We start from the raw sequence: 26,190 nt of genomic DNA on the forward strand, positions 1-26,190 counted from the left end.
GATTCACCGCGGACCACCTCCCGTCGCCGGTGCGTACGCGGCGATCGGGCCGTGGGAGAAGGCCACTCCGGCGCGGGTACGCATGTTCGCCAGTGCGTACCCGGCCGCTGCCGTGGCCACGCCCGTCACGATCGCGCCCGCCCGGCCCGCGCCGCCGCGTCTGCCCAGCAGGGCGTCGCGCAGCCCGCGGGCCACGCCCGCCGGGAGCACCCGGGTGGTGTAACGACGCTCGGACTCCAGGCCCTTGCCGCTGCCGACGCTGCGGGCGACGAGGGCCTTGGAGAGACCCTCTGCGTATGTCCGCGTACGGAAGTAGCCGAAGTGCTCGCGCGCCGCGGGGACCTTGTGGTGGATGACGGCACGGTCGTCGATGAGCAGAACCGCGTGGGGGAGCGCCCGCCCGAGCCGGATGCACAACTCGGTCTCCTCGCAGCCCAGCGGCCGTTTGTCACCGTCGCGTCCGATACCTGTGGCGAAGCCGCCGGAGGCGTCGAATGCCGTGCGGCGGAAGGACGCGTTGCCGCCCAGGACGTTGCGTACCCGCACCCGCCCCGGCGGCAGCCCCCGGTACGTACAGCCGACGACCCAGTCGAACTCCTCCGGGAACCAGGCGGGGCGCCTGCCCGACGCCCATGCCGGCAGCGTCCTGCCGCCCACCGCCATCACCCGGGGATCGTCGTAGCCCTCGTCGAAGTACCTGAGCCACTCGCGCTCGGCGACGGCGTCGTCGTCGAGAAAGGCGACGATCTCGCCGCGTGCGGCCGCGATGCCGGTGTTGCGGCCCGCGGAGAGGCCGCGGGGGCCCGCGTTGGCGAGCACCCGCACCTCCTCCTCGTACGCCGCGGCCCGGTGTGCCCCGCAGCCCTTGAACTCCTCGGTGAGGCGCTCCAGCAGCTGCGGGTTGTGGTCGACGACGAGCAGAGTCTCCAGCGCGGGCAGCGACTGCTGCCGCACCGAGTCGACCGCCGCGAGGATGTCCTCCCAGCGGTCCTCGGTGTAGACACAGATCACCACGGAGAACCTCCGGTGGCTCGGCCGGTGGTTCCCCCGGTGATTCTCCTGATGGCTCAAGAGAGCCCTCCGCGAGGGGCCTTGAGCGTGAGCGCGGGTGTGCGGCGGCGCACGGGCCGGCGGACGCCCTTTTCCTTGAGGATCACCTTGAGGACCCGCAGACCGTCCCGTACGGCGCTGAGGTTGCTGACGCCGTGTATGCGCAGGTACTCGTGGCTGGGCACTTCCTGGACGCGCAGTCCGGCCTTGACGACCCGGATGTTCATGAGGGTCTCGATCTCGAAGCCGGTGCAGTCCAGCGTGATTCTGTCGAGGCAGTGACGCCAGAAGGCGTTGTAGCCGTAGCAGAGGTCGGTGTAGCGGGCGCCGAACTTGGCGTTGACGACCGCGCACAGAAGGCGGTTGCCGAGCTTGCGGACGGGTGTCATGTCGTCCGTGCCGCCGCCGTTGGCGAAACGGGACCCCTTGGCGAAGTCGGCGCCGCCGACGAGCGCGGAGACATAGCTGACGATCTCCTGGCCGTCGGCCGAGCCGTCCGCGTCGACCATGACGATGATGTCTCCGGTGCAGGCCGCGAAGCCGCTGATGAGGGCGTCGCCTTTGCCTTTTCCTACCTGCTTGACGACCTTGACCTCGGGCCACAGTTCCCTGGCCACATTCACCGTGTCGTCCGTGGAATTGCCGTCGACGAGGACGACTTCATGGATCCATTCGGGAAGCGTCTCGAAGACGTACGGAAGGTTCTCCGCCTCGTTCATGGCGGGGATCACGACGCTGACCGGCGGCGCGATCGCGAGGTGGGTGGAGATCGGGCGGTACTGGGACGGTATTCGGCCCGGTGCGGCCGTGGCGGTAGTGGTGGCCGTGGCGCCGGCCGCTACAGAAGCGGCGACGGTGGTCCCTGGGACCGCCGGGCGCAGGAAAGAGCTCATGAGTCGGTATCCCTCTCGTCCGGTGGACCGCCCGCCCCCGGGCGGTCCGGATGTGTGTCCGGTTCGAAAGGGGGGTTCTCACCCCCGCCATGACGGCATGGAACTCCGTGCAGGTTGGGTGAGCTGGAATTGCTGGCCGCGCGGCCCGCGAACCGGCGCATGCCCGAAGGCATGGCCGAACACGGCACCCCCCTACCGCGCACCGCTCGGGAACCATCGCGACGCTCGACCCCTCCCCTGGAGTCGCTTTGCATGATGGACCGTTGCGGGTGGATGTACGACGGTATTGATGATTAGGACTGTATGGCAAGACCTGGCACGAGGTCTTACTCTTTCTGCTTCTTTACCCTTCCCGGGCGGAAATGCTCGATCCTGTTCGGGATCCCGATAAGGGAGAGAAGGAATGTGGCCGCTGCGACGCCAGTGAAATCGATTCGGGTCGCGGGCCTGATCTCCGGTTCGTAAAAGAATCCGTGCGATCAGGAAATCGATCATTACGGCGCCGGCGCGGAAAGGGTGATCCGTGCCGCGTGCGGCATGGGGTGCGGCGCCATGGCGGGTCCTGCCGGCGCGACGCCACAGCCCGGCGGCCGCCCCACCGAACGGCCCGAGCCCGCCCCGACGGGGCGCCATGAAGGGCTGGAAGGGCGTGAAGGGGGCGCGCGGTGGCGGGTCGAGACCGCCGGATGTCGGAGCCGCGCCCACTCCTGACACGGCCACGGATCCGCCCGCGAGCACCGACAGGACATCCGTGCGAAGTGCCCCCCTTCCGGGGTTCACCCGTCCAGCGCACCCGCCTCCTGGGTGTCCGCTTCCGGAGTGTGTCCGTTCCGCCGGTGCTCGTCCGCACGGGTGGCTCGGCCCCCAAGGCGCCGGATGCGTGGCATCCGTGCTGTGGCGTCAGCCGGCGGACCGTCAGGAAACGGATCCGGACAGGCGATTGTTCTTGGCATGGACACTTCCGGTGAAGTATGAGCGGTGCTACGACAGTTGAGGCAGAGATCCTGCTAAAGGGAGGTTCCATGAAACTGTCCCGAATCGCGGCATTCTCGTCCTCACTCCTACTCGGCGCCGTCCTCGCTCTCTCCGGAGCGGGCCAGGCGCACGCTGCCGGGAGCGCGGCAGCACTGGACTACGTGGCCCTCGGGGACTCGTACTCCTCGGGCCTCGGAGCCGGCTCCTACATCGGCTCCAGCGGCGACTGCAAGCGCACCAACCGTGCCTACCCCGCCCTCTGGGCAGCCGCCAATTCACCCTCGTCGTTCGCTTTCACCGCTTGCTCGGGCGCTCGTACGGGTGATGTGCTGGCGAACCAGCTCGGTCCCGTCACCCCGGCGACCGATCTCGTCTCGATCACCATCGGGGGCAACGACGCCGGCTTCGCCGACGTCATGACCACCTGTGTCCTGCAGTCCGAGAGCACGTGCGTCGCCCGCGTCGAGGAGGCGAAGCGGTTCGTCGACACCACCCTGCCCGGGCGGCTCGACTCGGTGTACTCGGCGATCAGATCCAGGGCGTCGGCGGCCCGTGTCGTCGTCCTCGGCTACCCGCGCTTCTACAAGCTGGGCGGCAACTGCATCGCCGGACTCACCGAGAGGGAACGCACCGCGATCAACGGCGGAGCCGACCATCTCAACGCAGCCGTCGCCAAGCGCGCGGCCGACCATGGATTCACCTTCGCCGATGTCGTCCCGACCTTCACCGGACACGAGATCTGTTCCGGTTCCGCCTGGCTGCACAGCGTCAACTGGCTGAACATCGGCGAGTCGTACCACCCCACCGCGTCCGGGCAGTCGGGAGGCTATCTGCCGGCCCTCAGGACGGCGGCGTAAGGGACACCGTCGGATAGGAGGGGTCGCCCGACGGGGACGGGGACTCCTCCTTGCACGTCACAGAGAACCCCACCCAGTTCGACCGCGCCTCGACCGGACGCCGGACCTCCAGCCGGATCCGGTCGTGGTGCGTCGCGTTCTCCTCGTACGTCAGCTCGATGTGATCGACCTGCCGCGACTTCCCCTCACCGGAGGGGAAGTCGAGTGTTTTCCAGCCCTTGCCCGACGTCCTGCCGCTCTCGGTCACCCAGCGGTAGGAGACGGAGGCGGGCGTACGGCCCACCGTGACCGTCGCTCTGAAGGCGGGCGCCCCGGCCTCGGGCGGCGGGCAGCCACCGCTGTAGCTGCCGGTCACGGCCTGGGCGTACACATGGACGGTCTGGGGCGGCCGGGCCGTGGCGGAGTCGTGGCCGCCGCCGGATGCCGTGTCCGCGGTGTCCGACGTACCGGGGCTGCCGGAGGTGCTTGATGGGCCGTCGTGGGACGGTCCGTCGCCCGCCGTGCCGGTGCCGGTACCGCCGCTCGCCGTGCCGCCGTTCGCCGTACCGCCGCTCGCGCTCGCGCTCGCGCCGGAATTGCCGTTGCCCGTGCCGCCGTTGCCCCGGCCGTTTTCCTTCACCAGGGCGTAGGTGAGGCCGCCGATCGACAGGAGCAGCACCGCGATCCCCGCGACCAGCGCGACCGTGGCACGCCGCGCCCGGCCGGACGGGAGGGCCGCCGCCCCCGTGGGCGGGGTCGGCGGTCCGAAGCCGCCCACGGGCGTGGCCGGTCCCGCCGCGGCGCCCGCCGTCGGGGATGCGGCCGAGGTGACGGTCTCCGGGTAAGGGCCGGTGGCCGGCGGGGGAGCGGAGGCGGTCCGTGGCGTTCCGCCCGCGCCCACGATCCGCAGCTCACGTTCGGCCTCGGCGGCGGACAGCCGCTCCGCGGGATCCTTCCGCAGCAGTCCCGCGATGACCGGCGCCAGAGCACCGGCCCTGCGCGGCGGCGGCAGTTCCTCGTCGACGACGGCCCGCAGAGTGCTGAGCGGGGTGTTCTGGCGGAACGGCGACTGCCCCTCGACCGCCGCGTACAGCAGCACGCCGAGCGACCAGAGGTCCGACTCCGGGCCCGGGTTGCGGCCCAGGGCCCGCTCCGGGGCGAGGAACTCGGGGGATCCCACCAGTTCGCCGGTCATGGTCAGATTCGAGGTGCCCTCGACCGTGGCTATCCCGAAGTCCGTGAGTACCACACGGCCGTCGTTGGCGAGCAGGACGTTCCCGGGCTTCACATCGCGGTGCAGCACCCCCGCCCCGTGCGCCGAGCGCAGCGCCGCCAGCACCTCGGCCCCGATGTGCGCGGCGCGCCGCGGGGTCATCGGGCCCTCGGCGTCGAGCACTTCGGAGAGCGAGAGCCCCCGGACGAGCTCCATCACGATCCACGGGCGGCCGTCGTGCGACGCCACGTCGTAGACCGTGACCACATTGCCGTGGGAGATACGGGCGGCGGCCCAGCCCTCGCGCTCCAGCCGGGCGTACAGCCGCTGGACGTCGGTGGTGCCGAGCGCGGCCGGCGCCCGGACCTCCTTGACGGCGACATCCCGGCCGAGCACCTCGTCCCGGGCGCGCCACACGACGCCCATCCCGCCCTCGCCGAGGCGGCCGAGCAGCCGGTACCGCCCCGCGACCAGCATCCCGTCGTCCCGATCGTCGCCCGGCCCTACGCTCATGGCGAGCCCCCCATCCGCAGCAGAGCGACCATCACGGTGGAAACCCCTCCAAGCTAGCTCAACTGATGGCCCCTGCGGCCCCCCTGAACACCAATCCACATCCCAGTACGAATACGGCGAGCGCAGTGCTCAGCGGAGCGGTGCGATGGATGAATCCGACCAGCCGCCCTCCGGTTCGCCCCGCGGCCCGCCGCCGTGTGAGCCACTCGGCCGCGCGTGCCCCGAGCCGCACGACGGCGAAGCCCGCGGCGGCGAGTGTGAGGGCGAGTCCGGCGCCGTAGGCGATCACGAGCAGCAGCCCGAACCAGGCGTGGCCGAGGGCCGCGGCCCCGACGAGCACCACGACGGCGGAGGGGCTGGGTACGAGTCCTCCGGCGAAGCCGAGGAGGACGGTGCGGCGGAGCGGCTGGACGCGCGCCGGCACATGGTCGTGTCCGTGTTCGCGGGGGTGGTCGAGCGCGGGCTCAGCGGTCTCGCCCGCACGCTTGTGGCTGTGGCTGTGGCTGTGGCTGTGGCTGTGGCTGTGGTCGTGGTCGTGGTCGTGCGAGTGACTGTGCGCGTGTCCGCCCGGCCAGTGGAAGTGGGTGTGTCCATGCCCGTGCGCGTGCGCCCGGTTGTGCCAGGCCCGGCGTACGAGCAGGGCACCCGCCACGGTGACCAGGGACCCGCTCGCCACCCCGAGCCAGCCGACGACGGACGGGCTGACGGCCGAGCCCGCCGTGATGAGGGCGCCGAGTGCGAAGACCCCGAGGGTGTGGGTCACGGTCACGGAGGCGCCGAGGGCGAAGACGTCCCGCAGCGAACTCCGGCCGCCCGCCGCCGCTGCCGCGGCCATCAGGGTCTTGCCGTGCCCCGGTGCGAGGGCGTGCAGAGCGCCGAGGCCGACGGCGATCGCGAGAGCGAGCGCCCCGAACGAGAGCGTGAGTTCACGCCGTTCGACGAGATCGGTCAGCGCCTGCGTCCAGCGGTCGGCGCCGCGCGGCAGCACGGAGGCGGGCGCCGCGCCGCCGCTCCCCTCGACGAGGGCGGGGCCGCCCGGTACCGCCGTGAGAGCCGCGGTCGTACGGTCGGCCGGCGAGTCGAGCAGCCCTTCCGGATACGCGGACAGCCGGCGGGACACCGATTTCCGGGGAACGTCCGACGAGGTGAGGGTCGTGCGGTCACCGCGTGCGGTGATCTCCTGCCAGCCGGGCCCTTCTGCGCCGCCCGACCGGAAGTCGATGGTGACCTCGCCGTCGGGCAGCGAGGCGGTCAGCCCGCACTCGAGGCGCAGCGTCGGCAGACCCGCCTGACCCGGACGGATCTCGGCCCGCGCGGTCCCCGCCCCGAGCGCCACGGGCCGCCCGTCCACGCTCAGCCGGGCCTCGCGTGCGCTTGCCGCGCACCGTTCCTTCGCCCATGCGGCGAGTCCGCCCGCCGGAAGCTCCTTCGGCCGGACGCGTGCGGTCGGGATCTCCGCCAGATCCTCGACATGGTCGACCCTGAACTCGCCTTCACCGACGACGAGTCCGTCGTAGCGGTTGACGGTGAAGTTCCCGAGGGGATGCGCCGCGGCAGGCGCCGCGCCGCCCGCCAGCAGCGCGACGGCCGCGATACACAGGGCGACGGCCGCGCGCGCGGCATGCCGCACACGGGAAGCTCGCGGTGCTCGCGTCCCGCGGTGCACCGCACGGAAGTCGGGCCGGGTACGCGAGAGGCAGCCCGGCGCCCCGGCCGCTGCCGCCCCGATCACGGTGAGCACCACCGTGGCCCGGCCTCCGATACGCCTTCTCATGACTCCTCCAAGGCGTCGAGCGCGCGCCGCGCCTCACGTGAACCGACCGGCGAGAAGCCGGGGTTGAGATCCAGAGCGCGGGACAGCGAGGACCGCGCCGCGGTGGTCTCGCCGACAGCCCGCTCGATCATTCCGCGGTGGTACAGGAAGGCGGCGTTGCGGTATCCCGTCGCGGTCGCCCGACGGGCATGCGCGAGTGCCTCCCCGGACTTGCCGGAGCGATGCAGCGCCCAGGCGAGGGCGTCCTCGGTGTGGACGGTCCTGCGGCGCTGCCACTCGGCCCGGGCTGCCCGCAGCGCCTCCGCGCGGTCGCCGTGGTCCGCTGCGGCGAGGGCGGTGTCCAGGTCCGGGTTGACCCCGCCCGCACGGGCGAGCCCGGTCCAGGTGCCGACGACCGCGTACTGCTGCTCGGCCCGTTCCCGCTGCCCGCTCGCCTCGTACAGCTCGCCGAGCGCGACGAGCCTGCCGGGCAGCGGCGACCGCTCGACGAGTCCCTCGAACTCCTTGATCGCACCGGCGGGATCGCCCTTGCCGGCGAGTGCCCGCGCGCGGCAGTCCCCGGCTTCCAGATTGCCCGGCTCGGCCTTGAGCGCGTAGTCGCAGTGCCGCAGCGCCTGCGCGTAGTCGCCCTGGGACCAGGCGAGCTGGCCGAGCGCTGTCGCCGTGTACGCGATGTCCGGGCGGCGTACCGCCGAACCACCGGCGAGCTCCAGCACCCGTCGCGCCTCCGGCACATCGCCGCGCAGCTCGTGCACATAGGCGAATCGCGTGAAGACCGGGATGCCGGGCCGTCGGGCATCGGCCTCCTTCGCCGCGCCCAACGCCTCCCGGTAGCGCCCGAGTTCGACGAGCGCATCGATCCGTACGGCGAGTGCGCGCTCGCTGTAGGTGTTGACGTCCAGAGCCTTCTTCGCGTCGGCCAGCGCCGTCGGGAAGTCGTGCCGCGCGGCGGCCAGGGCGGCCCGCCCCGCGAGTGCGTCGGCGTTGTCCTCCGGCCGCAGCCGGAGGGACCGCGCGAACGCCTTTTCGGCCTTCGGGTACAGCGACGGGTCACCGCTGCTCCTGGCCTCCTCGACATAAGCGGATCCGAGTGTCGCCCAGGCGCCCGCATCCTTGGGCTGCGCCTTCAGGTGCGCCTGCAGCGCGCGGACACCCTCGCCCACCACGGCTCCCGCCGCGGCCGCCGGGGCGGCGGGGACCTCGTCCCCGCCGCCGACGACCGCTCCCGCGGCCGTCAGTACGAGGGCGAGCCCCGCCACCCCGGCTCCCAGCCGCCACCTGCGGCTGCCCGTTTCCGGCATCACACCCAGCCCTTGCTGCGGCGGCGCATGCGCCACCACCCCAGGCCGAGGCCCACGAGCACGACTCCGGCGCCGGCGGACGCGAGCGAGACGGCCACCAGCTTGCCGTTCCCGGCTTCCGACGCGCTCAGCGCGGCGCCGCCCTGCAGCTGGCTCCGGTTGCCGCCGTTCTGTCCGTCCGCCAGCGGGCCGTTCGAGCCCGAGGTCGGCAGCGCGACATACGGGAACTTCTTCTCGAAGTGCTGGTCGTTCGCGTCCACCGCGTCACCCAGGTCGTTCTTCTGTCCGAGCAGTTCGCCCTCGACGACCTGGAGCGAGATGTCGATCACGTCGTCGGTCAGCCGGCGTCCGTTGGGGAATCCGGCGTTGTCCCCGTCCAGCACGCCCAGGCGCTTCGGCTTGTGGGTGGGCGGGATCGAGGTGTTCAGACGCAGCGCCTCTGCGGGCCGCACGTTCGGCGGCTGGTTGAGGTCCTTCACGCCGGTCAGGAAGACGGACACCAGATCGTCCCGCGGCGTCTTGGGAGCGGGGATCTTGTAGATGGCCTCGATGAGCTTCGGCAGTTCCGGCTCGGTGACGAAGGGCAGGAAGTCCGCGTCGTTCCACGGCGACGAGGCGTTGAACTTGTCCTTGGCCTTCAGCGGTACGACGACCTCGTTGACCAGCGGCATCCCGAGCCGTGACACCTGGGTCCAGTCACCGCTCGCGTTCTTGCGGTGGGTGGTCGACCAGATACCGACCACCGGCTGTCCCTTGGACTGGCGGATGTGCTCCGTGGGGACCTGCAGCGCGATGCTGTTGACGTTGTATCCCTTGAGCGTGTCCTTGCCCACCTCGGAGAGGTTGCCTCCGTACAGCAGATCGAAGACACGCAGGTCGAGGAAGAACGGGTCGTCGGCCTGGCCGGCGAACACCGAGCTGCCGTCCTCCATCCGGTGCACGGCCTGCGCGCGCAGCGCCTTGTAGTCCGGCATGGACGCTTTGCCCACGTTCGACGGGGCGACCGGGACATCGTCGGCGATCTTGGTGTTGGAGATCACATGCTGGTTCTTCAGCTTCACCAGCTCGAGGTCGTACGTCTGCGTGATGTTGAGGTCCGGGTCGTCGATCGTCGTCACCGGACCGGTGTTGTACAGGAACGTGTCGCCGTTCTTGAGCTGGTCGTGGAACGTCCAGCGGTAGAGCAGATCGCCCTGTGCGTCCCCGTCGGAGTCGATGTGGATGTCGTAACGGGCGTCGCTCGCGAAGCGGTAGAAGTTCGGCCCTCCCGCGGGCTCCTCGAACGGCAACCAGTTGGCGACGATCGTCGTCGTGTCCGGCTTGTCCGGGCTGACGAACGCGTACACATCGGTGTTGTCGAACTGGGGCTGCCCCGATATCAGCGGGGCCTCACGGTGGCTGGAGGCGTTCGCCGTTCCCGGCGTGAGGGTCGTCGTGACGCCGGCCGCCGCGAGCCCCCCGGCTGCCAGCGCACCACAGACGAGCGCGGCGAGATTCCTGCGCCCCCGCACGCTCCACTTGAAAGCGGTCATCGCGTCCATCCCGTCCTGTCATGAGGAGTTCTTTCAGCACTGCCTGGTGACAGGTGTTCGGGACCGGTGGGCCCCCGGATTGGTTTGGATTCGAAGGTGTCCAACTCGCCCTGGAATCAGATGTATTCACTGAGTGACCGTCAACACCCGTACAGGGGTGGTGAATCCTGCGACCGGGATACACGGGTGTCACCGAGGGGCGATAGGGTTAACCTGCCCGGGCCGGGTGCCCTCGTACGGGTGGGGAGTGACATGGAACAGATAACAGTGCGCAGCAGGCCACGAGTGCCTGCGATCACATGCGGGAGCAGTGCGACCAGCACGCGTCTCGACCGCCATCTCTCGGTGCTGGGCGGCCCTGCCGTTCCGCAGCGTGAGGCTGCGGAGGCGACGACGCTGATGCGTGAACTGACGACGCGTGATGTGGCGCACACCCGCCGGAGCAAGAGCGCGCGAGTCTCGCTCTTCGCGCCGCTGCGCCGACTGCGCCGCTCGCTGTTCGGCAGCCGCGGTCAGTAGCCCGGCGGGGTGGCAGGCTGCCGGTGCCGGGCTCGCGTGACCGTTCACGCGCACCCGTCCCCCGCGCCCGTCCGGCTCGGAGGTCCGACCACCCCTGCCGCGTTCCTTCCCGAACCCCGTAGGCCGAGGTTCCGGGTCCCGTGTAGAACGGGGCTCCGGCCCCGCCCCTCCCGCAGCACCCGAGCACCCCGAACGCACCCGAACGCACGTCGAATCAACCCGGTCAGCGGCGCTGCTGCGGCAGGGGCGGCAGCTTGGTCTCGTACAGCCATGTCGTGAACATCTTGTCCAGTGGCCGCGCGGAGTGCCGCCGGGCGAGGGCGATGAACTCCTCGGTGGTCACCACGCCGTGCCGGTGCGTCGCGGTCCACTCCCGCAGCAGCCCCACGAAAGCCGCGTGGCCGATCTCCGTGCGCAGCGCGTGCAGCGTGAGCGCGCCCCGCTCGTAGACCCGGTCGTCGAACAGCCGCCGCAGGCCCGGATCGGCGATCCGCACGTCCTGCCGCATCATGGCGAGCCGGGCGCGTGACCTGACCGCCATGGCTGTGGCAGACGGACCACCCGACATCTCGGACCACAGCCACTCGGCGTACTTCGCGAAGCCCTCATTCAGCCAGATGTGCCGCCAGTCGGCAACGGTCAGACTGTTGCCGAACCACTGGTGGGCCAGCTCGTGCGCGACCAGGCGCTCGCTCCCGCGCCGGCCGTCGACATGGTTGGCGCCGAAGATCGACAGGCCCTGTGCCTCGACGGGCACGTCGAGTTCCTCGTCGACCACCACGACGGCGTAGTCGTCGAAGGGATAGGGGCCGAAGAGGTCCGTGAACAAGGTCATCATCTGCGGCTGCCGGGCGAAGTCGTACTCGAACCGGCCGAGCAGGTTCCGTGGAACCGCGGCCGGCTGCGGCACCGCACCCGCGTGCGCCACGTCCACCAGCTCGTAGGGACCGATCTGGACGGTCGCGAGATAGCTCGCCATCGGCGCGGCCTGCTCGTACACCCAGGTCGTGGTGGAGGCGCTGATCGTACGGGAGGTCAGGGCGCCGTTCGCGACAACGGTGTACGGCGACGGCGCCGTCACCGCGATCCGGTAGGCGGCCTTGTCGTCGGGGCGGTCGTTGCACGGGAACCAGGACCGCGCGCCGCTCGGCTGTGAGGCCACCAGCGCGCCCTCGTCGAGGTGCTCCCAGCCCAGGTCGCCCCAGTCCCGGGTACGGACCGGAAGCGGGACACCGGTGTAGCGCACCTCCACGGTGAAGGCCGCTCCGGCGCGCAGCGGCCGTGCGGGCCTGATCCGCAGCTTGTCGGCGCGATGGGTGTACCGCGCCGGACGGGCGCCGTCCACCAGGACCTTGCTGAGGCGGAACTGCCCGAGATCGAGGACGATCTCGGGCAGTTCCCGCTCGGCGACGGCACTGATCGTGGCCCGGCCGGAGAGCCGGCCGGTGCCCGGACGGTAGTCCAGCTCCAGGTCGTACTCCGTGGTCCGGTAGCCGCTGTCACCGTGCTGCGGCAGGTACGAATCCGTCACCGTCGTGCGTCCTCCGGTCTTGCCCTGTGCCGTGCTGTTCCGTGTCGTGCTGTGCCGTCTGTGCTGTTGCGTGCCGAGCGGTTGCGCCCGGGCCTACTTCTTCCACGCGTCGATCGGGTTGCCCAGCCAGCGGGTGCCGGCGGGCACGCTCTCGCCGCGCATCACCAGCGACGCCGGACCGACGGCGGCCCGGTCGCCGATCACCGCTCCGGGCAGTGCGATGCCGTGCGGACCCAGCGTCGCACCCGCTCCGAGAACGACATTGTCCATCCGCATGATCCGGTCATGGAAGAGGTGCGTCTGCAGGACACAGCCCCGATTGACGCTCGCGCCGCTTCCGACCGTGACGAGGTCGGACTCCGGCAGCCAGTAGGTCTCGCACCAGGCGCCGCCGCCGATACGGGCGCCGAGCCCGCGCAGCCACAGGTTCATCAGCGGTGTACCGGCACTCGCGCCCACCAGCCACGGTACGGCCAGCACTTCCACAAAGGTGTCGGCGAGCTCGTTGCGCCACACGAACGCCGACCACAGCGGGTGCTCGGCGGCGGTGAAACGGCCGACCAGCAGCCACTTCAGCGCGATCGCGACCAGGCAGGCCAGCACACCGGCGGTGAGGAGCACGGCCCCGCCGAGCAGCACCGCGACCGTGAAACCGTAACGTCCGGCCAGCAGCGTGAAGACCCCGAGGGCCAGAACGGCGAGCGCCACGCTGCACATGACCGGCACCACCCGGCAGAGTTCGACCACGGCGCGAGCCCACTTCAGCCGCGCGGGCGGGGCGAAGGTACGGCTCCGGTCGGCCTCCTCCACCGCCCGCGGCAGCTTCATCGGCGGCATGCCGAGCCAGGAGGAGCCCGCCTTGGCCCGCTTCGGCGTCGCGGACAGCACGCCCACCAGGCCCCGCTTCGGCACCCTGCGGCCGGCGGCGGTCATCCCCGAGTTCCCGAGGAAGGCACGCTTGCCGACGCGGGCCTCGGCGATGTGCAGCCAGCCGCCGCCGAGCTCGTACGACGCCACCATGGTGTCGTCGGCGAGGAAGGCACCGTCGCCGACCGTGGTCATCGTGGGCAGCGCGAGAACGGTCGACGCCTCGACCCCACGCCCGACCTTCATGCCGAGCGCCCGCAGCCACACGGGCGTGAACAGGCTCGCGTACAGCGGGAAGAGATGCACCCGGGCCATGTCCATCAGCCGCTCGGTCGCCCATGCCTGCCAGGCGACCCGGCTGTGGACCGGGTGGTAGCCCTCGTGCAGTCCGATACCGAGCCCGCGGACGCCCACGAGGATCAGCAGCGCGTACGTGACCATGGCGACGACCGTCGCCGCCGGGACGGCGGCCAGCGCGGCCGTCAGCGCCTCGCCGACGCCGGTGGAGCCGTGCAGGAACACGCCGGTCACCAGCAGACCGGGCAGCGCGGCAAGGGCGGGCAGCAGCCCGAGGACCAGGGACGTCACCGAGTAGACAAAGGTCCAGCGGCGCGTGCGCACCGGGCGGCCCTCGGGGAGACGACGGTTGGCCCTGCCCTTGCGGGACGCGGGGACGCCCGCCCAGCGCTCTCCCGCCGGGACGGTGCCGGTCACGCCGGAACCGGGGGCGACCTCGGCCCGCTTGCCGATCCGTGCGCCGGGGAAGAGCGTGCTGCGGGCGCCGACGGTGGCGCCCGCCCCGATCCGCAGGGTGCCGATGTGCAGTCGGTCGCCGTCCAGCCAGTGGCCGGACAGATCGACCTCCGGCTCGACGGCACAGCCCTTGCCCAGGCGCAGCATTCCGGTCACCGGCGGCAGGGCGTGCAGATCGACGTCGTCGGCGATGCGGACACCGAGGGCCCGCGCGTAATAGGTGAGCCAGGAACCGGCCAGATTTGTCGCGCCGCTGAGTTCGGCGAGCCGTTCCGCGGTCCACAGCCGAAGATGGGTGCTGCCGCCACGGGGATATGTGCCCGGGCGCAGGCCCCGCAGCAGCAGTCGGGCCCCGCCCGCCGCGACAACGATCCGCCCCGGTGGGCTGATGACGAGCAGCCAGCCGAGCGCCACCCACCACCAGGAAACGGTGGGTGCCCAGGGCAGCCCGACGAGATTGCCGACGGCGGCGGCGACCACGGTCCACCGCAGTCCGGCGACACCGAGCAGCGGCAGCATGAGCAGCAGCTGCACGACACCCGCCCGTCGTGGCACGGGCCGCACGGTGCGGGCCTTCGCGCCACGGGGCGACGGGGCTTCCAGCGTCCTTGCGAGTGCCCCGAGCGTGGGGTGCTGATAGATGTCCCCCACGGACCCGGTGCCGTACCGCTCACGGATCCGCGACACCAGCTGCGCGGCGGCGAGGCTGCCGCCGCCGCTCGCGAAGAAGTCCACGTCCGTCCCTGCGACCCGGGTCCCGAGCAGCTCGGCCCACTGCTCGGCGAGCCACGCCTCGGTCTCGCTGAACACGGCGCCGCCGACGGCTTTCCCGTCCGGGGCGTCGTGCGGCAGCGGCCAGGGAAGCGCGTTCCGGTCCACCTTGCCGGACGTCCGGGTCGGCAGATCGTCGACGACGGCGATGACGGGCACGAGCGCTGCGGGCAGCTCCTCGCGCAGCCGCGCCGTGGCTTCGGCGACATCGAACTCGACGTCGAACTCGACGTCGGCCTGCGCCGGGCCGGCGGCTGCGGCTGTGGTGACTGCAGCGCCGTCCTCCGCATCGGCGGGCGTGCCAGAAGCGCCGGCCGGGGAAGGCGCGACCGTGGCGGAAGCGGCTCCCGCCGGTGCCTCGGCAGCAGCCACGCCGTGGGCCGTACCGGCCGTGGGCCCCTGGGCGCCGGTGCGCGAGCCTGTTCGGGACGGGGCACCGGAGGCGGGAGCGGGTGTCGCGGTGGCCGCGGGGGCGGGGTGTGCCGGTCCGGGGTCCGCATGCGCGGGTGCCGAGGTGGCCGCCGGGTCGGGGTGTGCGGATCCGGGTGCCGAGGTGGCCGCCGGGGCGAGGTCTGCCGGTCCGCCGCCGGACGCGGCAGGTCCCGCAGGTGCGTCGTCAACCGCCGTAAGGGTGGCCACATGGCTGTGGTGGTCGCCGACGGCAGCGGCGACGGACGGGGTGTCCGCGTCGCCCACGGCCGGGGCCGCGTCCTCGCCGCCCGCCCCCGCGCTGTCCGCCGCCGAGGCGGCGCCACGACTCGGCACCACGTACCCCACCAGGAGCTGGTGGCCCGCGACCGTCGTCCGGACCGCAGCCGCGGCGCCGGCCACACCGGGGAGGGCCTGGAGGGCCGCGTCGATCTCGCCGAGTTCGATGCGCCGTCCGCCGAGCTTGATCTGTTCGTCCGCGCGGCCGACGAAGAGCAGACCCTCCGGCTCCGCGCGCACCAGGTCGCCGCTGCGATACGCGCGCACCCAGCCGAGTGCGGGCAGCGGGGCGTACTTCTCCGCGTCCTTGGCCTCGTCCAGGTATCGCGCGAGGCCGACGCCGCCGATGACGAGCTCGCCGGTCTCACCCATCGCCACCGTCTCGCCCTGGGCGTCCACGACCGCGAGTTCCCAGCCGTCCAGCGGCAGCCCGATCCGCACCGGCCCCTCGCCGGTCAGCGGGGCTGCGCAGGCGACGACGGTGGCCTCGGTGGGGCCGTAGGTGTTCCAGACCTCGCGCCCGGGGACGGCCATGCGTTCGGCCAGGTCGGGCGGGCAGGCCTCGCCGCCGAAGATCAGCAGTCGTACCTCGTCGAGGGCCTCGGTGGGCCACAGCGCGGCAAGTGTGGGGACCGTCGAGACGACGGTGATGCGCTGTTCCACGAGCCAGGGGCCGAGGTCGAGGCCGGTGCGTACGAGGGAGCGCGGGGCGGGCACCAGACAGGCGCCGTGCCGCCAGGCCAGCCACATCTCCTCGCAGGAGGCGTCGAAGGCGACGGAGAGCCCGGCAAGCACCCGGTCGCCCGGGCCGAGCGGAGCGTCGGCCAGGAACAGTCCCGCCTCGGCGTCGACGAAGGCCGCGGCGCTGCGATGCGTGACCGCGACGCCCTTGGGCCTGCCGGTGGACCCGGAGGTGAAGATGATCCAGGCGTCGTCGTCCGGTTCGGGCCGCCGACCGGTGACTCCGCCGGGGACGCCGCTCGCCACCACGGTCCGCTCCGCTCCGATCACGGCGGCGACCGCGGCCTCGGTGAAGACGAGTTCGGCGCGCTCGTCCGGGTCCTCGGCGTCCACGGGTACGTACGCGGCGCCTGCCGCGAGTACGGCGAGGATCGAGACGTACAGATCGGCGGTCCCGGAAGGGACGCGCACGCCGACCCGGTCGCCGATGCCTGTCCCCGTTTCTGCGAGCCGCAGCCGCAGCGCCTCGACCTCCGTCAGGAGGGAGCGGTACGTGAGCGGTGCGACGCCGTCGTCGACGGCGAGCGCATCCGGGTGGCGGGCGGCGGTCTCGGCGAGGATGTCGAGGAGGGTTCGTTCGGCCGGGGCACTCCCGGCGGTGAAGAGGGCCGGCGCCGGTGCGTCGAGGAGTGGATCGAGGAGAGCGGGAGGTTCCGGGGCGACGGTCATACAGTCCGCCGATCGCCGGCCGGCGCTGTGCAAGGCTCGTTCCTGCGCATCTCTCACCCTCCGTAGTCGTGCGGAAAGCGCAACGTATCCACGCCGCGCACACGGCAAACGAGGAGTCTATCCAGCGTTCGGTCGCCATGCCTGTTCCACTCCTTGCCCGCGGCGTATGCGGCCGACCGGGGCAGTGGGCGGGTCCATGACGTCGTCGCAGCTCAGAGACCGAATGCGGTGGGTCACACGACGCTCACCGACCGATACCGACGGGGTTCCGCTGTGGTGAACGGCACGGACAAAACGATCATCGGGGGTGCTCGTCCGGGGTGTGGCCCGTCGCCACGACCCCGTCCCGGTGGAGTTCCGCCGTCTGCTCATGCGTCAGGCCGGCCTCGCGGAGAAGGGCATCCGTGTGCTCTCCGAGGGCGGGGATCGCGCCCATGCGCGGCTCCGGGCCGCCCGGGAAGGTGATCGGCGGCAGCATGGCCCGCAGCGGACCCGCCGGGGAGGGCACCTCGCGCCAGCGGGAGCGGGCCGCGAGCTGCGGGTGGACGGCGAGGTCCGCGACCGTGTTGAGCCGGGCGCAGGCGATGCCCGCCGCTTCGAGCCGGGCCACGGCCTCCTGGGTGTCCAGCAGGCCCAGTGCCCGGGCGACCACCGCGTCCGTGCCCGCGCGGTTCGCCGTGCGCGCCTTGTTCGTCGCGAAGGCCGGATCGCTGCCCAGTTCGGGGCGGCCGAGCACCTGCTCGGCCAGGCGCCGCCACTCGCGGTCGTTCTGCACCGACAGCAGCACCTGCCCGCCGTCCGCCGTCGGGTACGCGTCGTACGGTGCGATGACGGCGTGCGCCACCCCCGTGCGCTCCGGGGCGGTGCCTCCGTGCATCCCGTGGTGGAGCGGATGCCCCATCCACTCGGCGAGCGACTCCAGCATCGAGATCTCGACCGGCCCGCCGAGCCCGGTCGTGGACCGTCGCAGCAGTGCCGCCAGCACTCCCGAGAACGCGTACATCGCCGCCGCGACATCCGCCGCCGGGATGCCCGCCTTCACCGGCTGCTCAGGTGTCCCGGTCACGGACACCAGCCCCGCCTCGCACTGGACGAGCATGTCGTAGGCCCGCTTGTGGGCGTACGGCCCGTCCGCGCCGTACCCGGAGATGTCCACCGCGATCAGCCGGGGGTGCGCGGCGCACAGCGTGGCCGCGTCCAGGCCGAGCCGGGCGGCGGCGCCCTGTGCGAGGTTCTGCACGAACACGTCCGCCTCGGCGATCAGCCGACGGACCACGTCCAGGCCCCGCGGGTCCTTGAGGTCCACGGCGAGCGACTCCTTGCCGCGGTTGCACCAGACGAAATGCGAGGCGAGACCACGGGCGGCGGTGTCGTAGCCGCGTGCGAAGTCACCGCCGTCGGGCCGCTCGACCTTGATCACCCGGGCGCCCAGGTCCGCGAGCTGGCGGGTGGCGAAGGGGGCAGAGACGGCCTGTTCGACGGCGACGACCGTGACACCTTCGAGGGGCAGTGGCAGTGGGCTCATGCAGCCGTACCTATCGTGTATGGGGCACCTTTGTCACCCCTTCCCTGGTCAGCACTGATACTCCGGCACCTGTACGCGGACAGGTGCCGCGTACGCGGGTCGAGGACCGTGGATCACCGCCGGCTCGACCGGCATGAAGGACCAGCCCGACGACATCGACGGTTCGGATGTGCGAAGTGCCGTGCGGGCGTGGGGGCTTCAGGCTTCGCCCGTCCATGCGCCGCCGGCTTCGGCGACCACCGCTGGACGGCGACGGACACACACGGGCGCCGGCGGTTCATCGCCGTGGGCGACCTGCCCCACGGACGTACCGCGGCGAAGGTGTGGAAGGAGCCCACGACGGGCTGCGCCACGCACGGCCCAGGGTCTTTCGTTCGAAGGCGCGCGAGCCCGGCAGGATCCGAACGAGACGCACTAGATCAGCGCGAACTGCCCCTCGGGTCCCTCTTCGTGGTGATCCAGTACGGAGGCGGGGCGCCGGGCGGCCGTCGGCACCGGCGGTACCCCCACGTCGGGCCACTCGGTCCGCGCCGCCTCCTGGGCCAACTCGGTCCGCCGGTCGTCGAGTTGAGCGAGCAGTGCGAGCACGGTGATCAGTTCCAGCAGCTCCGAGGTCCACTCCTGCGGCCACGCCCCGGGCCTGATCGCCTCGAGGGTGCCGGGCTCCACCTCCGCGGTCCGCCGCGCGAACCAGTGCTCCACCACACGCACCCCGCCGACCTGGAAGTCCCAGGCCTCTGCCGGAACGGGCGCGATGCGCCCCTCCCCGACGAGCAGCGCCTCGTCCTCGGCGTCGTACTCCACACCCGTCGGCCACGAGGCGATCGCGGCCCGCACATACGGCCGCCGCCCCCCGGGCAGTCTGGGCCGCGCGCCGCCACGCGCACCCCTCAGCTGGATGCTCACCAGCGAGTGCCCGAGCTCCACGCCGAGCGCCCACACCCCGGCGTCCGAGGTGAAGGGCACCACGCACCCCTTGGCCGTGGCCCGGCCCGCGGCCACGGCCCACGCGAAGACGTCCCCGGGCATCACCCCGTCCCCGAAACGCTCCCGGAGCGCCTCCAGCAACCCCGGCGCGAGATTGGGCTCCGCCCCGCCCGGACGCCGGTAGAGCGGCCGTATCCGCCCGGGCCGGCCGGCGGGGGAGCGACCCTCGGGAAGCACCCCTGACACGAGGAGCGCAGGACCCGTGGCACCCGGCACATGTCCCTGCTCCAGGGCGAAGAGCTGGTGCCCGTCGGCGACCCGCCACAGCTCGGGCCGGGCCACGTCGATCAGCCGGTGGTCAGGAATCACCCACTGCTCGTCGAAGGCCCCGTGCACGATCCGAACGGGCTCGGGGCACGGCCCGTCCTCCCTGGCCAGTCTGCCGGTCCCGGTCCGCTGCCCGGGCAGGGCCGCGACGCCGCTGTGCAGCGTCCGCGCCCGGGATTCCCGGAACAGCGCGCGGCGTTCGTGCTCCCCGGCCCGCACCAGTGCTTCCCAACGGGATCTCAGTGTCCGGGCATCGGGCGCGGTCACCCAGCCGCGCCCCAGCCGCAACGGCCCGGTGGACCAGGGCATCAGGTCGTCGAGCAGCATGGTGGTGATCACTCCGTTTCGACGGTCACCGAGAACGAGAACCGGTCGCCCCGGTACCGGATCCGCGCCACATCCACCACCCGCCCCTCCGCGTCGTACGTCACGCCGGTGTAGTGCAGGATCGGCGACAGCAGCGGCACCTGCAGCAGCTCCGAGGTCTCCGGGTCCGCGAGTCTGGCCTCCACCGTGTCCGTGATCCGGCTGATCCTCACCCCGACCACGTCCCGCAGCACCTTCGTCATCGGCCAGCGTTCGAGGTCCCCGGCATCGAGCTTCGCCGCGACGTCCGCGCGTACCGCGTTCTCCGCCCAGTTCGTGGGCTCACCGCTCTCCCCGTCGCAGCGCAGCCTCCGGTAGGTCACGACCTCGTCCACGTCCGCGAAGTACTCGGCGAGTTCGCCGGGCACGGGCGAGGGCCCGTGTCCGAGGACCGTCGTCCGCTCGCCCGACTGCTGGGCCACGATCGCGTCGATCGAGCCCAGCAGCCGCCTCGGCGCGCTACGCCACGCCCCCGGCTCGATGAAGGTGCCGCGCCGCCGGTGCCGGCTGATCAGGCCTTCGGTCTCGAGCTCCTTCAGCGCCTGCCGCATGGTCAGCACGCTCACGCCGTAGTGCTCGGCCAGCTGTTCCTCCGTGGGCAGCCTCAGCGGATCCTGCGGCCGGCGTCCCAGTATCGAGGCGCGCAGGGACTGCGAGACCTGGTACCAGAGCGGCAGCTTGCGGTTCAGGACGAGCGAGTCGGGGGCGAAGGCGGTCACGGCAACTCCGTATCAGATCCGGTGTCAGGACCGGAAGTGGCGCTCAAGACCCTCCCACACCGCGTCGTACCCCTTCTGCAGGTGGTCCGCGTTCGCGGCCTGCCCGGTCGTGGTCACCGGCCACCGGGTCTCGAACATGAACGCGAGGCCGTCGTCGATCTTCTGCGGCTTCAGCTCGGCGGCGCTCGCCCGGTCGAAGGTCTCCCGGTCGGGCCCGTGCGCGGACATCATGTTGTGCAGCGACCCGCCGCCCGGGACGAAGCCCCCCTTGCCGGCGGTCTTCGCGTCGTACGCGCCCTCGACGAGCCCCATGTACTCGCTCATCACGTTCCGGTGGAAGTAGGGCGGCCGGAAGGTGTCCTCGCCGACCAGCCAGCGAGGTGCGAACACCACGAAGTCGACACCCGCGAGCCCCGGAGTGTCGCTCGGCGAGGTCAGTACGGTGAAGATGGACGGGTCCGGGTGGTCGTACGAGATGGTCCCGATCACGTTGAACCGGCGCAGGTCGTAGACGTACGGCACATGGTTCCCGTGCCAGGCGACGACATCGAGCGGGGAGTGGTCGTACGTGGCCGCCCACAGGTTGCCGCAGAACTTGTTGACGACTTCCACCGGGCCCTCGACGTCCTCGTACGCGGCGACGGGAGCCTGGAAGTCGCGTGCGTTGGCGAGTCCGTTCGCGCCGATCGGCCCCAGGTCGGGGAGGACGAACGGCTGTCCGTAGTTCTCGCAGACGTAGCCGCGGGCCGTGTCGTCGAGCAGTTCCACGCGGAACCGGACACCGCGGGGGATCAGCGCCACCTCTCCGGGCCGGGCCGCCAGCAGTCCCAGCTCGGTACGGATGAGCAGTCCGCCCCGCTCCGGCACGATCAGCAGCTCGCCGTCCGCGTCGCTGAAGACGCGCCGCTCCATGGACGCGTTGGCGTGGTACAGGTGGACGGCCATGCCGGTGCGCTGTGCGGCGTCGCCGTTGCCGCCGAGGGTCCACAGGCCGGCCAGCCAGTCCGTCCCGGGTGCGGGCTCCGGCAGCGGATCCCAGCGGAGCCGGTTCGGATCCGGCACGGTCTCGGTGAAGGGTGCGCTGCGCACGCCCCCGTCGTCGACGCGGGCGAACGGGGGGTGGGCGGCCGACGGCCGGATCCGGTACAGCCATGAGCGCCGGTTGTGTGCGCGCGGCTCGGTGAACGCGGAACCGCTGAGCTGCTCCGCGTAGAGGCCGAGCGGGGCGCGCTGCGGCGAGTTCCGCCCGTGCGGCAGTGCGCCGGGCACGGCCTCTGAGCTGTGTTCATTGCCGAATCCCGACCGGTACTCCAGCCCTTCGGCCGTCTTCCTCGCCTGCTCGATGCCGCTCATCCGCACTCCCGATGCGTCGTGCCCAAGGAATCCTATGGTTGACAGTAGGATTGCCTGGAGGAGCCCCTTCGTCAACGGCATCCCCGGCCGACACCGCGAAAGGCCTGAACGAGTGAGCACCCCGGTCGACGCCGGGCCGCCGTAGGCCGTACACCCGTGCGCGGCGTTGCGCGGCGCGAGCAGCTGAACCGGGTCCTGGGCGGGCATTGCCCGCCTCCTCGACAAGGAGCGACTGCCGCAGGCGCCTGCCGGCGCGTACGGTCACCGCCCGCGCAGGTGCTGGCGAGGCGCGGGCGTTCACGGCGTTTCCGTCGGCTCGGTGCGCCGGGTCCGATGTCGGCCGTCGCGCAGTGCCCGCATCCGCCCGCATCCGCCCGCATCCGCCCGCATCCGCCCGCAGGCCGTGTCCGGCCGGTAACCGAAACGCCTCTCCCCATCATGCGTACCGGTCGGTATGCTCCAACTGCCCGCGCGTCACCGCTGCCGCCGCCCCGGGAGGGCCCATGCCAGGAACAGACGCCACCCGCACCGCACTGCGCATCTGCCCCCTCTGCGAAGCCACCTGCGGACTGACGCTCACCATCGAGGGCAGCCGCGTCACCGGCGCCCGCGGCGACCGGGACGACGTCTTCAGCCAGGGATTCATCTGCCCCAAGGGCGCCTCCTTCGGCGAGCTCGACGCCGACCCCGACCGTCTGCGCACCCCTCTCGTCCGGGGCGAGGACGGCCGGCTGCGCGAGGCCACCTGGGGCGAAGCCTTCGACACCGTTGCCGCCCGCATACGCCCGCTCATCGAGGAACACGGGCCGAACGCGGTGGGGATCGTCCTCGGCAACCCGAACGTGCACACGATGGCCGGCGGCCTCTACCCGCCCGTACTCCTCTCGACCCTGCGCACCCGCAACCTCTTCACAGCCTCCACCCTCGACCAGATGCCCAAGCACGTCTCCAGCGGGCTGCTGTTCGGCAGCGCGGTCGCCATCCCCGTCCCGGATCTGGACCGCACCGACCATCTGCTCCTCCTCGGCGCCAACCCGCTCGACTCCAACGGCAGCCTGTGCACGGCACCCGACTTCCCCGGCAGGCTCAAGGCGCTGCGCCGCCGCGGCGGCACCCTGACCGTCGTCGACCCCCGCCGCACCCGTACCGCCCGGCTCGCCGACCGGCATGTCGCCATCCGTCCCGGCACCGACGCCCTTCTGCTCGCAGCGCTCGCCCATGTCCTCTTCGAGGAGGGCCTGACCGATCTCGGAGAGCTCGCGGAGCAGGTGGAAGGCGTGGACGAAGTCCGTGAGGCGGTAAAGGACTTCACGCCCGAGGCCGTCGCCGCAGCCTGCGACATGGACGCCGTCGAGATCCGTGAGATGGCCCGCCAACTCGCGGCCGCCCCCACCGCCGCCGTGTACGGACGCATCGGCAGCTGCACCGTCGAGCACGGCACCCTCGCCAGCTGGCTCGTCGACGTCCTCAACATCCTCACCGGAAACCTCGACCGCCCCGGCGGTGTGCTCTTCCCCCTCGCCGCGCACGACCGTGCGCCCCGCCCTGCCGGTCCCGGCAAGGGCTTCGCTCTCGGCCGCTGGGCGAGCAGGGTCAGCGGCCACCCCGAGGCCAAGGGCGAACTGCCCATCGCCGCGCTCGCCGAGGAGATCGAGACTCCTGGGGACGAACGGATCCGCGCGCTGATCGCGATCGCCGCCAACCCCGTGCTCTCCGCGCCCGACGGGGACCGGCTCGACCGGGCGCTGGGAGGCAGCCTCGACTTCATGGTCAGCGTCGACCCGTATCTGAACGAGACCTCGCGCCATGCCGATGTCGTCCTGCCCCCGCCGCCGCCCTCCCGCAGCGCCCATTTCGACTTCTCCTTCAACGGCCTCGCCGTCCGCAACCAGGCCCGCTACACCCCGGCGGCCCTGCCCCTCGACGCGGGCGCGATGGACGAGTGCGAGATCCACGCGCGGCTGATCCTCGCGGTGAGCGGGATGCACGGAGCCGATCCGTCGGCGGTCGACGACATGGTCATCGACGGCTCGCTCGCCAAGGCGGTCGCCGACCCCCGTTCGCCCGTCCACGGCCAGGACCCCGGGGAACTGGCGGCCCGTCTCACCGGCGCCAGGGGTCCAGAGCGGCGCCTCGACATGATGCTGCGCCTCGGCCCGTACGACCTCACGCTCGACGATCTGCTCGAGCATCCGCACGGCGTCGACCTGGGCCCGCTCAAGCCCCGGCTGGGCCAGGTTCTCAGGACGCGCAGCGGGCGGGTCGAGCTGCTGCCCGGACCCGTGGCCGCCGATCTGCCGCGGCTGCGGCGAGCCCTGGGGGAGCGCGACGACCGGCTCGTCCTCGTCGGCCGCCGCCATCTGCGCTCCAACAACAGCTGGATGCACAACATCGCCGCGCTCAACGGCGGCTCCAACCGCTGCACCCTCCAGATCCACCCCGCCGACGCCGCCCGGCTCGGGCTCGCCGACGGGGCCACCGCCCGGATCAAGGCGGACGGGGGAGAGCTGGAGGTCCCGGTGGAGATCACCGACGCCGTACGGACCGGAGTGGTGAGCCTCCCGCACGGCTGGGGGCACGACCGTCCCGGCACCCGGATGTCGGTGGCCGCGGCCCGCCCCGGCGTCAACGTCAACCAGCTGCTCGACGGCACCCTGCTCGACCCGCTGTCCGGTACCGCAGTCCTCAACGGCTTCGCCGTGGATCTGACGCCCGTCCCGTGACCCGCCTGTCCAGTGACCCGTCCTGAGCTGGGGTTTTGCGCTTATTGCTCACGCGTCAACGTCTTGTTAACGCCGATGAAGGGCACCTAACGTCATCCGGACCGCCGACTCCGGCGGGAGTTCAAGGATGAACGTTAGGTGTCCCCCCATGCTGACAGTCCTCGGCTTCGCCATGATCGCGACCTTCCTGGTCCTGATCATGATGAAGAAGATGTCGCCGATCGCGGCGCTGGTTCTCATCCCCGCACTCTTCTGCGTCTTCGTCGGTCAGGGCGCGAAGCTCGGGGACTACGTCCTGGAAGGCGTCGGCAACCTGGCACCGACCGCGGCGATGCTGATGTTCGCCATCGTCTACTTCGGCGTGATGATCGACGTCGGCCTGTTCGACCCGGTCGTCCGGGGCATCCTGCGCTTCTGCAAGGCCGACCCCATGCGTGTCGTGGTCGGCACGGCCCTGCTCGCCGCGATCGTCTCGCTGGACGGCGACGGCTCCACCACCTTCATGATCACCGTCTCGGCGATGTACCCGCTCTACAAGCGCCTGAAGATGAGCCTGGTCGTGATGACCGGTGTCGCCGCCACCGCCAACGGCGTCATGAACACCCTGCCGTGGGGCGGCCCCACCGCCCGCGCGGCGACCGCCCTCAAGCTGGACGCCGCCGACATCTTCGTGCCGATGATCCCCGCGCTCTGTGTCGGGCTGCTCTTCGTCTTCGTTCTGGCCTACGTGCTCGGCCTGCGGGAGCGCAGGCGCATCGGCCAACTGACGTTGGACGAGGCGTTGGAGCCGCAGACCGAGACGGTGCTGGTGAAGGCCGGCGGCGGTAGGAACGCCGAGGACGCGAAGGACGCCAAGGACGCGAAGGACCGTGCGGCCACGGCCACCGGTGGCACCGGCGATCCCGCCGCGACCGACGGCGACGGCGACGGCGACGGCGACGGGCACGGGACCGACGAGGGATTCCGGGGACTGGACCCGCACCGCGAGACCCTGCGCCCCGGGCTCTACTGGTTCAATGCCGCGCTGACCGTCGGCCTCCTCGCCGCGATGATCATGGAGCTGCTGCCCATACCCGTGCTGTTCCTGCTCGGAGCCGCCCTCGCGCTGACCGTCAACTTCCCGAAGATGGCCGACCAGAAGGCCCGGATCGCGGCTCACGCGGACAACGTCCTCAACGTGGCGGGCATGGTCTTCGCCGCCGCTGTCTTCACCGGCGTCCTCACCGGCACCGGCATGGTCGAGCACATGGCCGACTGGCTCGTCGGCGCCATCCCCGAGGGCATGGGCCCGCACATGGCACTCGTCACCGGTCTGCTGAGTCTCCCGCTCACCTACTTCATGTCCAACGACGGCTTCTACTTCGGCGTCCTGCCCGTCCTCGCCGAAGCCGGTGCCGCCCATGGCGTCTCGTCGCTGGAGATCGCACGCGCCTCGCTCGTCGGACAGGCGCTGCACATGTCGAGCCCGCTGGTCCCCGCCGTGTACGTCCTCGTCGGAATGGCCAAGGTCGAGTTCGGCGACCACACCAGGTTCACGGTCAAGTGGGCCGCGCTGACCTCGCTCGTGGTACTCGGCGCCGGAATACTCTTCGGCATCGTCTGAC

General features: G+C 71.7%; 16 protein-coding genes. 4 read left to right on the plus strand and 12 right to left on the minus strand.

Annotated features, from left to right (window positions below):
• Positions 1-3 precede the first annotated feature (3 nt).
• A complete protein-coding gene (locus ACFU5O_RS23110; RefSeq protein WP_384243455.1) occupies positions 4-1,071 on the minus strand; it encodes a glycosyltransferase family 2 protein in 1,068 nt (355 codons plus the stop codon).
• A complete protein-coding gene (locus ACFU5O_RS23115) occupies positions 1,068-1,943 on the minus strand; it encodes a glycosyltransferase family 2 protein (protein ID WP_384243457.1) in 876 nt (291 codons plus the stop codon). Before ACFU5O_RS23115 ends, ACFU5O_RS23110 begins: the two co-directional genes overlap by 4 nt.
• Positions 1,944-2,965: 1,022 nt before the next feature.
• Between ACFU5O_RS23115 and ACFU5O_RS23120 the strand changes: the two genes are divergently transcribed.
• Complete coding sequence (locus ACFU5O_RS23120; protein ID WP_384243459.1) at positions 2,966-3,775, plus strand: SGNH/GDSL hydrolase family protein; 810 nt, start codon at positions 2,966-2,968, stop codon at positions 3,773-3,775.
• Here ACFU5O_RS23120 and ACFU5O_RS23125 read toward each other — a convergent pair.
• From ACFU5O_RS23125 to ACFU5O_RS23140, 4 genes are read right to left on the minus strand one after another with little or no spacing between them, the layout of a single operon-like run.
• Positions 3,759-5,480: a serine/threonine-protein kinase gene (locus ACFU5O_RS23125; protein WP_384243461.1), complete on the minus strand. Its 1,722-nt coding sequence runs from the start codon at positions 5,478-5,480 to the stop codon at positions 3,759-3,761. The two genes, ACFU5O_RS23120 and ACFU5O_RS23125, sit on opposite strands and share 17 nt — an antisense overlap.
• A gap of 58 nt (positions 5,481-5,538) precedes the next feature.
• Positions 5,539-7,254 carry a sulfite exporter TauE/SafE family protein gene (locus ACFU5O_RS23130; protein WP_384243463.1) on the minus strand — a complete coding sequence of 572 codons (1,716 nt, stop codon included), beginning with the start codon at positions 7,252-7,254 and terminating at the stop codon, positions 5,539-5,541.
• Positions 7,251-8,555, minus strand: coding sequence for a tetratricopeptide repeat protein (locus tag ACFU5O_RS23135; RefSeq protein WP_384243465.1), 1,305 nt, complete (start codon positions 8,553-8,555; stop codon positions 7,251-7,253). The genes ACFU5O_RS23130 and ACFU5O_RS23135 overlap by 4 nt, the downstream gene beginning before the upstream one ends.
• Positions 8,555-10,087 (minus strand): DUF4331 domain-containing protein, encoded by a 1,533-nt coding sequence (locus ACFU5O_RS23140; protein ID WP_384243468.1) that lies wholly within the window; start codon positions 10,085-10,087, stop codon positions 8,555-8,557. The genes ACFU5O_RS23135 and ACFU5O_RS23140 overlap by 1 nt, the downstream gene beginning before the upstream one ends.
• Positions 10,088-10,339: 252 nt before the next feature.
• On the opposite strand from ACFU5O_RS23140, the gene ACFU5O_RS23145 reads away from it, so the two are divergent.
• A complete protein-coding gene (locus ACFU5O_RS23145; RefSeq protein ID WP_384243470.1) occupies positions 10,340-10,606 on the plus strand; it encodes a hypothetical protein in 267 nt (88 codons plus the stop codon).
• A gap of 223 nt (positions 10,607-10,829) precedes the next feature.
• Here the strand turns inward: ACFU5O_RS23145 and ACFU5O_RS23150 are convergent, their stop codons facing one another.
• The 6 genes from ACFU5O_RS23150 to hmgA form a co-directional block, all read right to left on the minus strand.
• Positions 10,830-12,137, minus strand: a complete 1,308-nt coding sequence (locus ACFU5O_RS23150; RefSeq protein ID WP_384243472.1) for a M1 family metallopeptidase — start codon at positions 12,135-12,137, stop codon at positions 10,830-10,832.
• A 93-nt stretch (positions 12,138-12,230) separates the two neighbouring features.
• Positions 12,231-16,646 (minus strand): Pls/PosA family non-ribosomal peptide synthetase, encoded by a 4,416-nt coding sequence (locus tag ACFU5O_RS23155; RefSeq protein WP_384243474.1) that lies wholly within the window; start codon positions 16,644-16,646, stop codon positions 12,231-12,233.
• A 298-nt stretch (positions 16,647-16,944) separates the two neighbouring features.
• The gene (locus ACFU5O_RS23160; RefSeq protein ID WP_384243476.1) at positions 16,945-18,171 is read right to left on the minus strand and encodes a CaiB/BaiF CoA transferase family protein; all 1,227 of its coding nucleotides are present in this window, start codon (positions 18,169-18,171) and stop codon (positions 16,945-16,947) included.
• Between the two features lie 414 nt (positions 18,172-18,585).
• On the minus strand, positions 18,586-19,752 hold the full coding sequence (locus ACFU5O_RS23165) for a type ISP restriction/modification enzyme (RefSeq protein WP_384243666.1): 1,167 nt from the start codon (positions 19,750-19,752) through the stop codon (positions 18,586-18,588).
• An 8-nt stretch (positions 19,753-19,760) separates the two neighbouring features.
• Positions 19,761-20,510: a GntR family transcriptional regulator gene (locus ACFU5O_RS23170; protein ID WP_384243479.1), complete on the minus strand. Its 750-nt coding sequence runs from the start codon at positions 20,508-20,510 to the stop codon at positions 19,761-19,763.
• A gap of 24 nt (positions 20,511-20,534) precedes the next feature.
• A complete protein-coding gene (gene hmgA, locus ACFU5O_RS23175) occupies positions 20,535-21,863 on the minus strand; it encodes a homogentisate 1,2-dioxygenase (protein WP_384243481.1) in 1,329 nt (442 codons plus the stop codon).
• A 503-nt stretch (positions 21,864-22,366) separates the two neighbouring features.
• Here hmgA and ACFU5O_RS23180 point away from each other — a divergent pair.
• A complete protein-coding gene (locus tag ACFU5O_RS23180) occupies positions 22,367-24,586 on the plus strand; it encodes a molybdopterin-dependent oxidoreductase (protein WP_384243483.1) in 2,220 nt (739 codons plus the stop codon).
• A 148-nt stretch (positions 24,587-24,734) separates the two neighbouring features.
• Complete coding sequence (locus ACFU5O_RS23185) at positions 24,735-26,189, plus strand: CitMHS family transporter (protein WP_384243485.1); 1,455 nt, start codon at positions 24,735-24,737, stop codon at positions 26,187-26,189.
• Position 26,190: the final 1 nt, after the last annotated feature.

The sequence above is a fragment of the Streptomyces sp. NPDC057445 genome, from assembly GCF_042802855.1.
Taxonomy (GTDB): domain Bacteria; phylum Actinomycetota; class Actinomycetes; order Streptomycetales; family Streptomycetaceae; genus Streptomyces.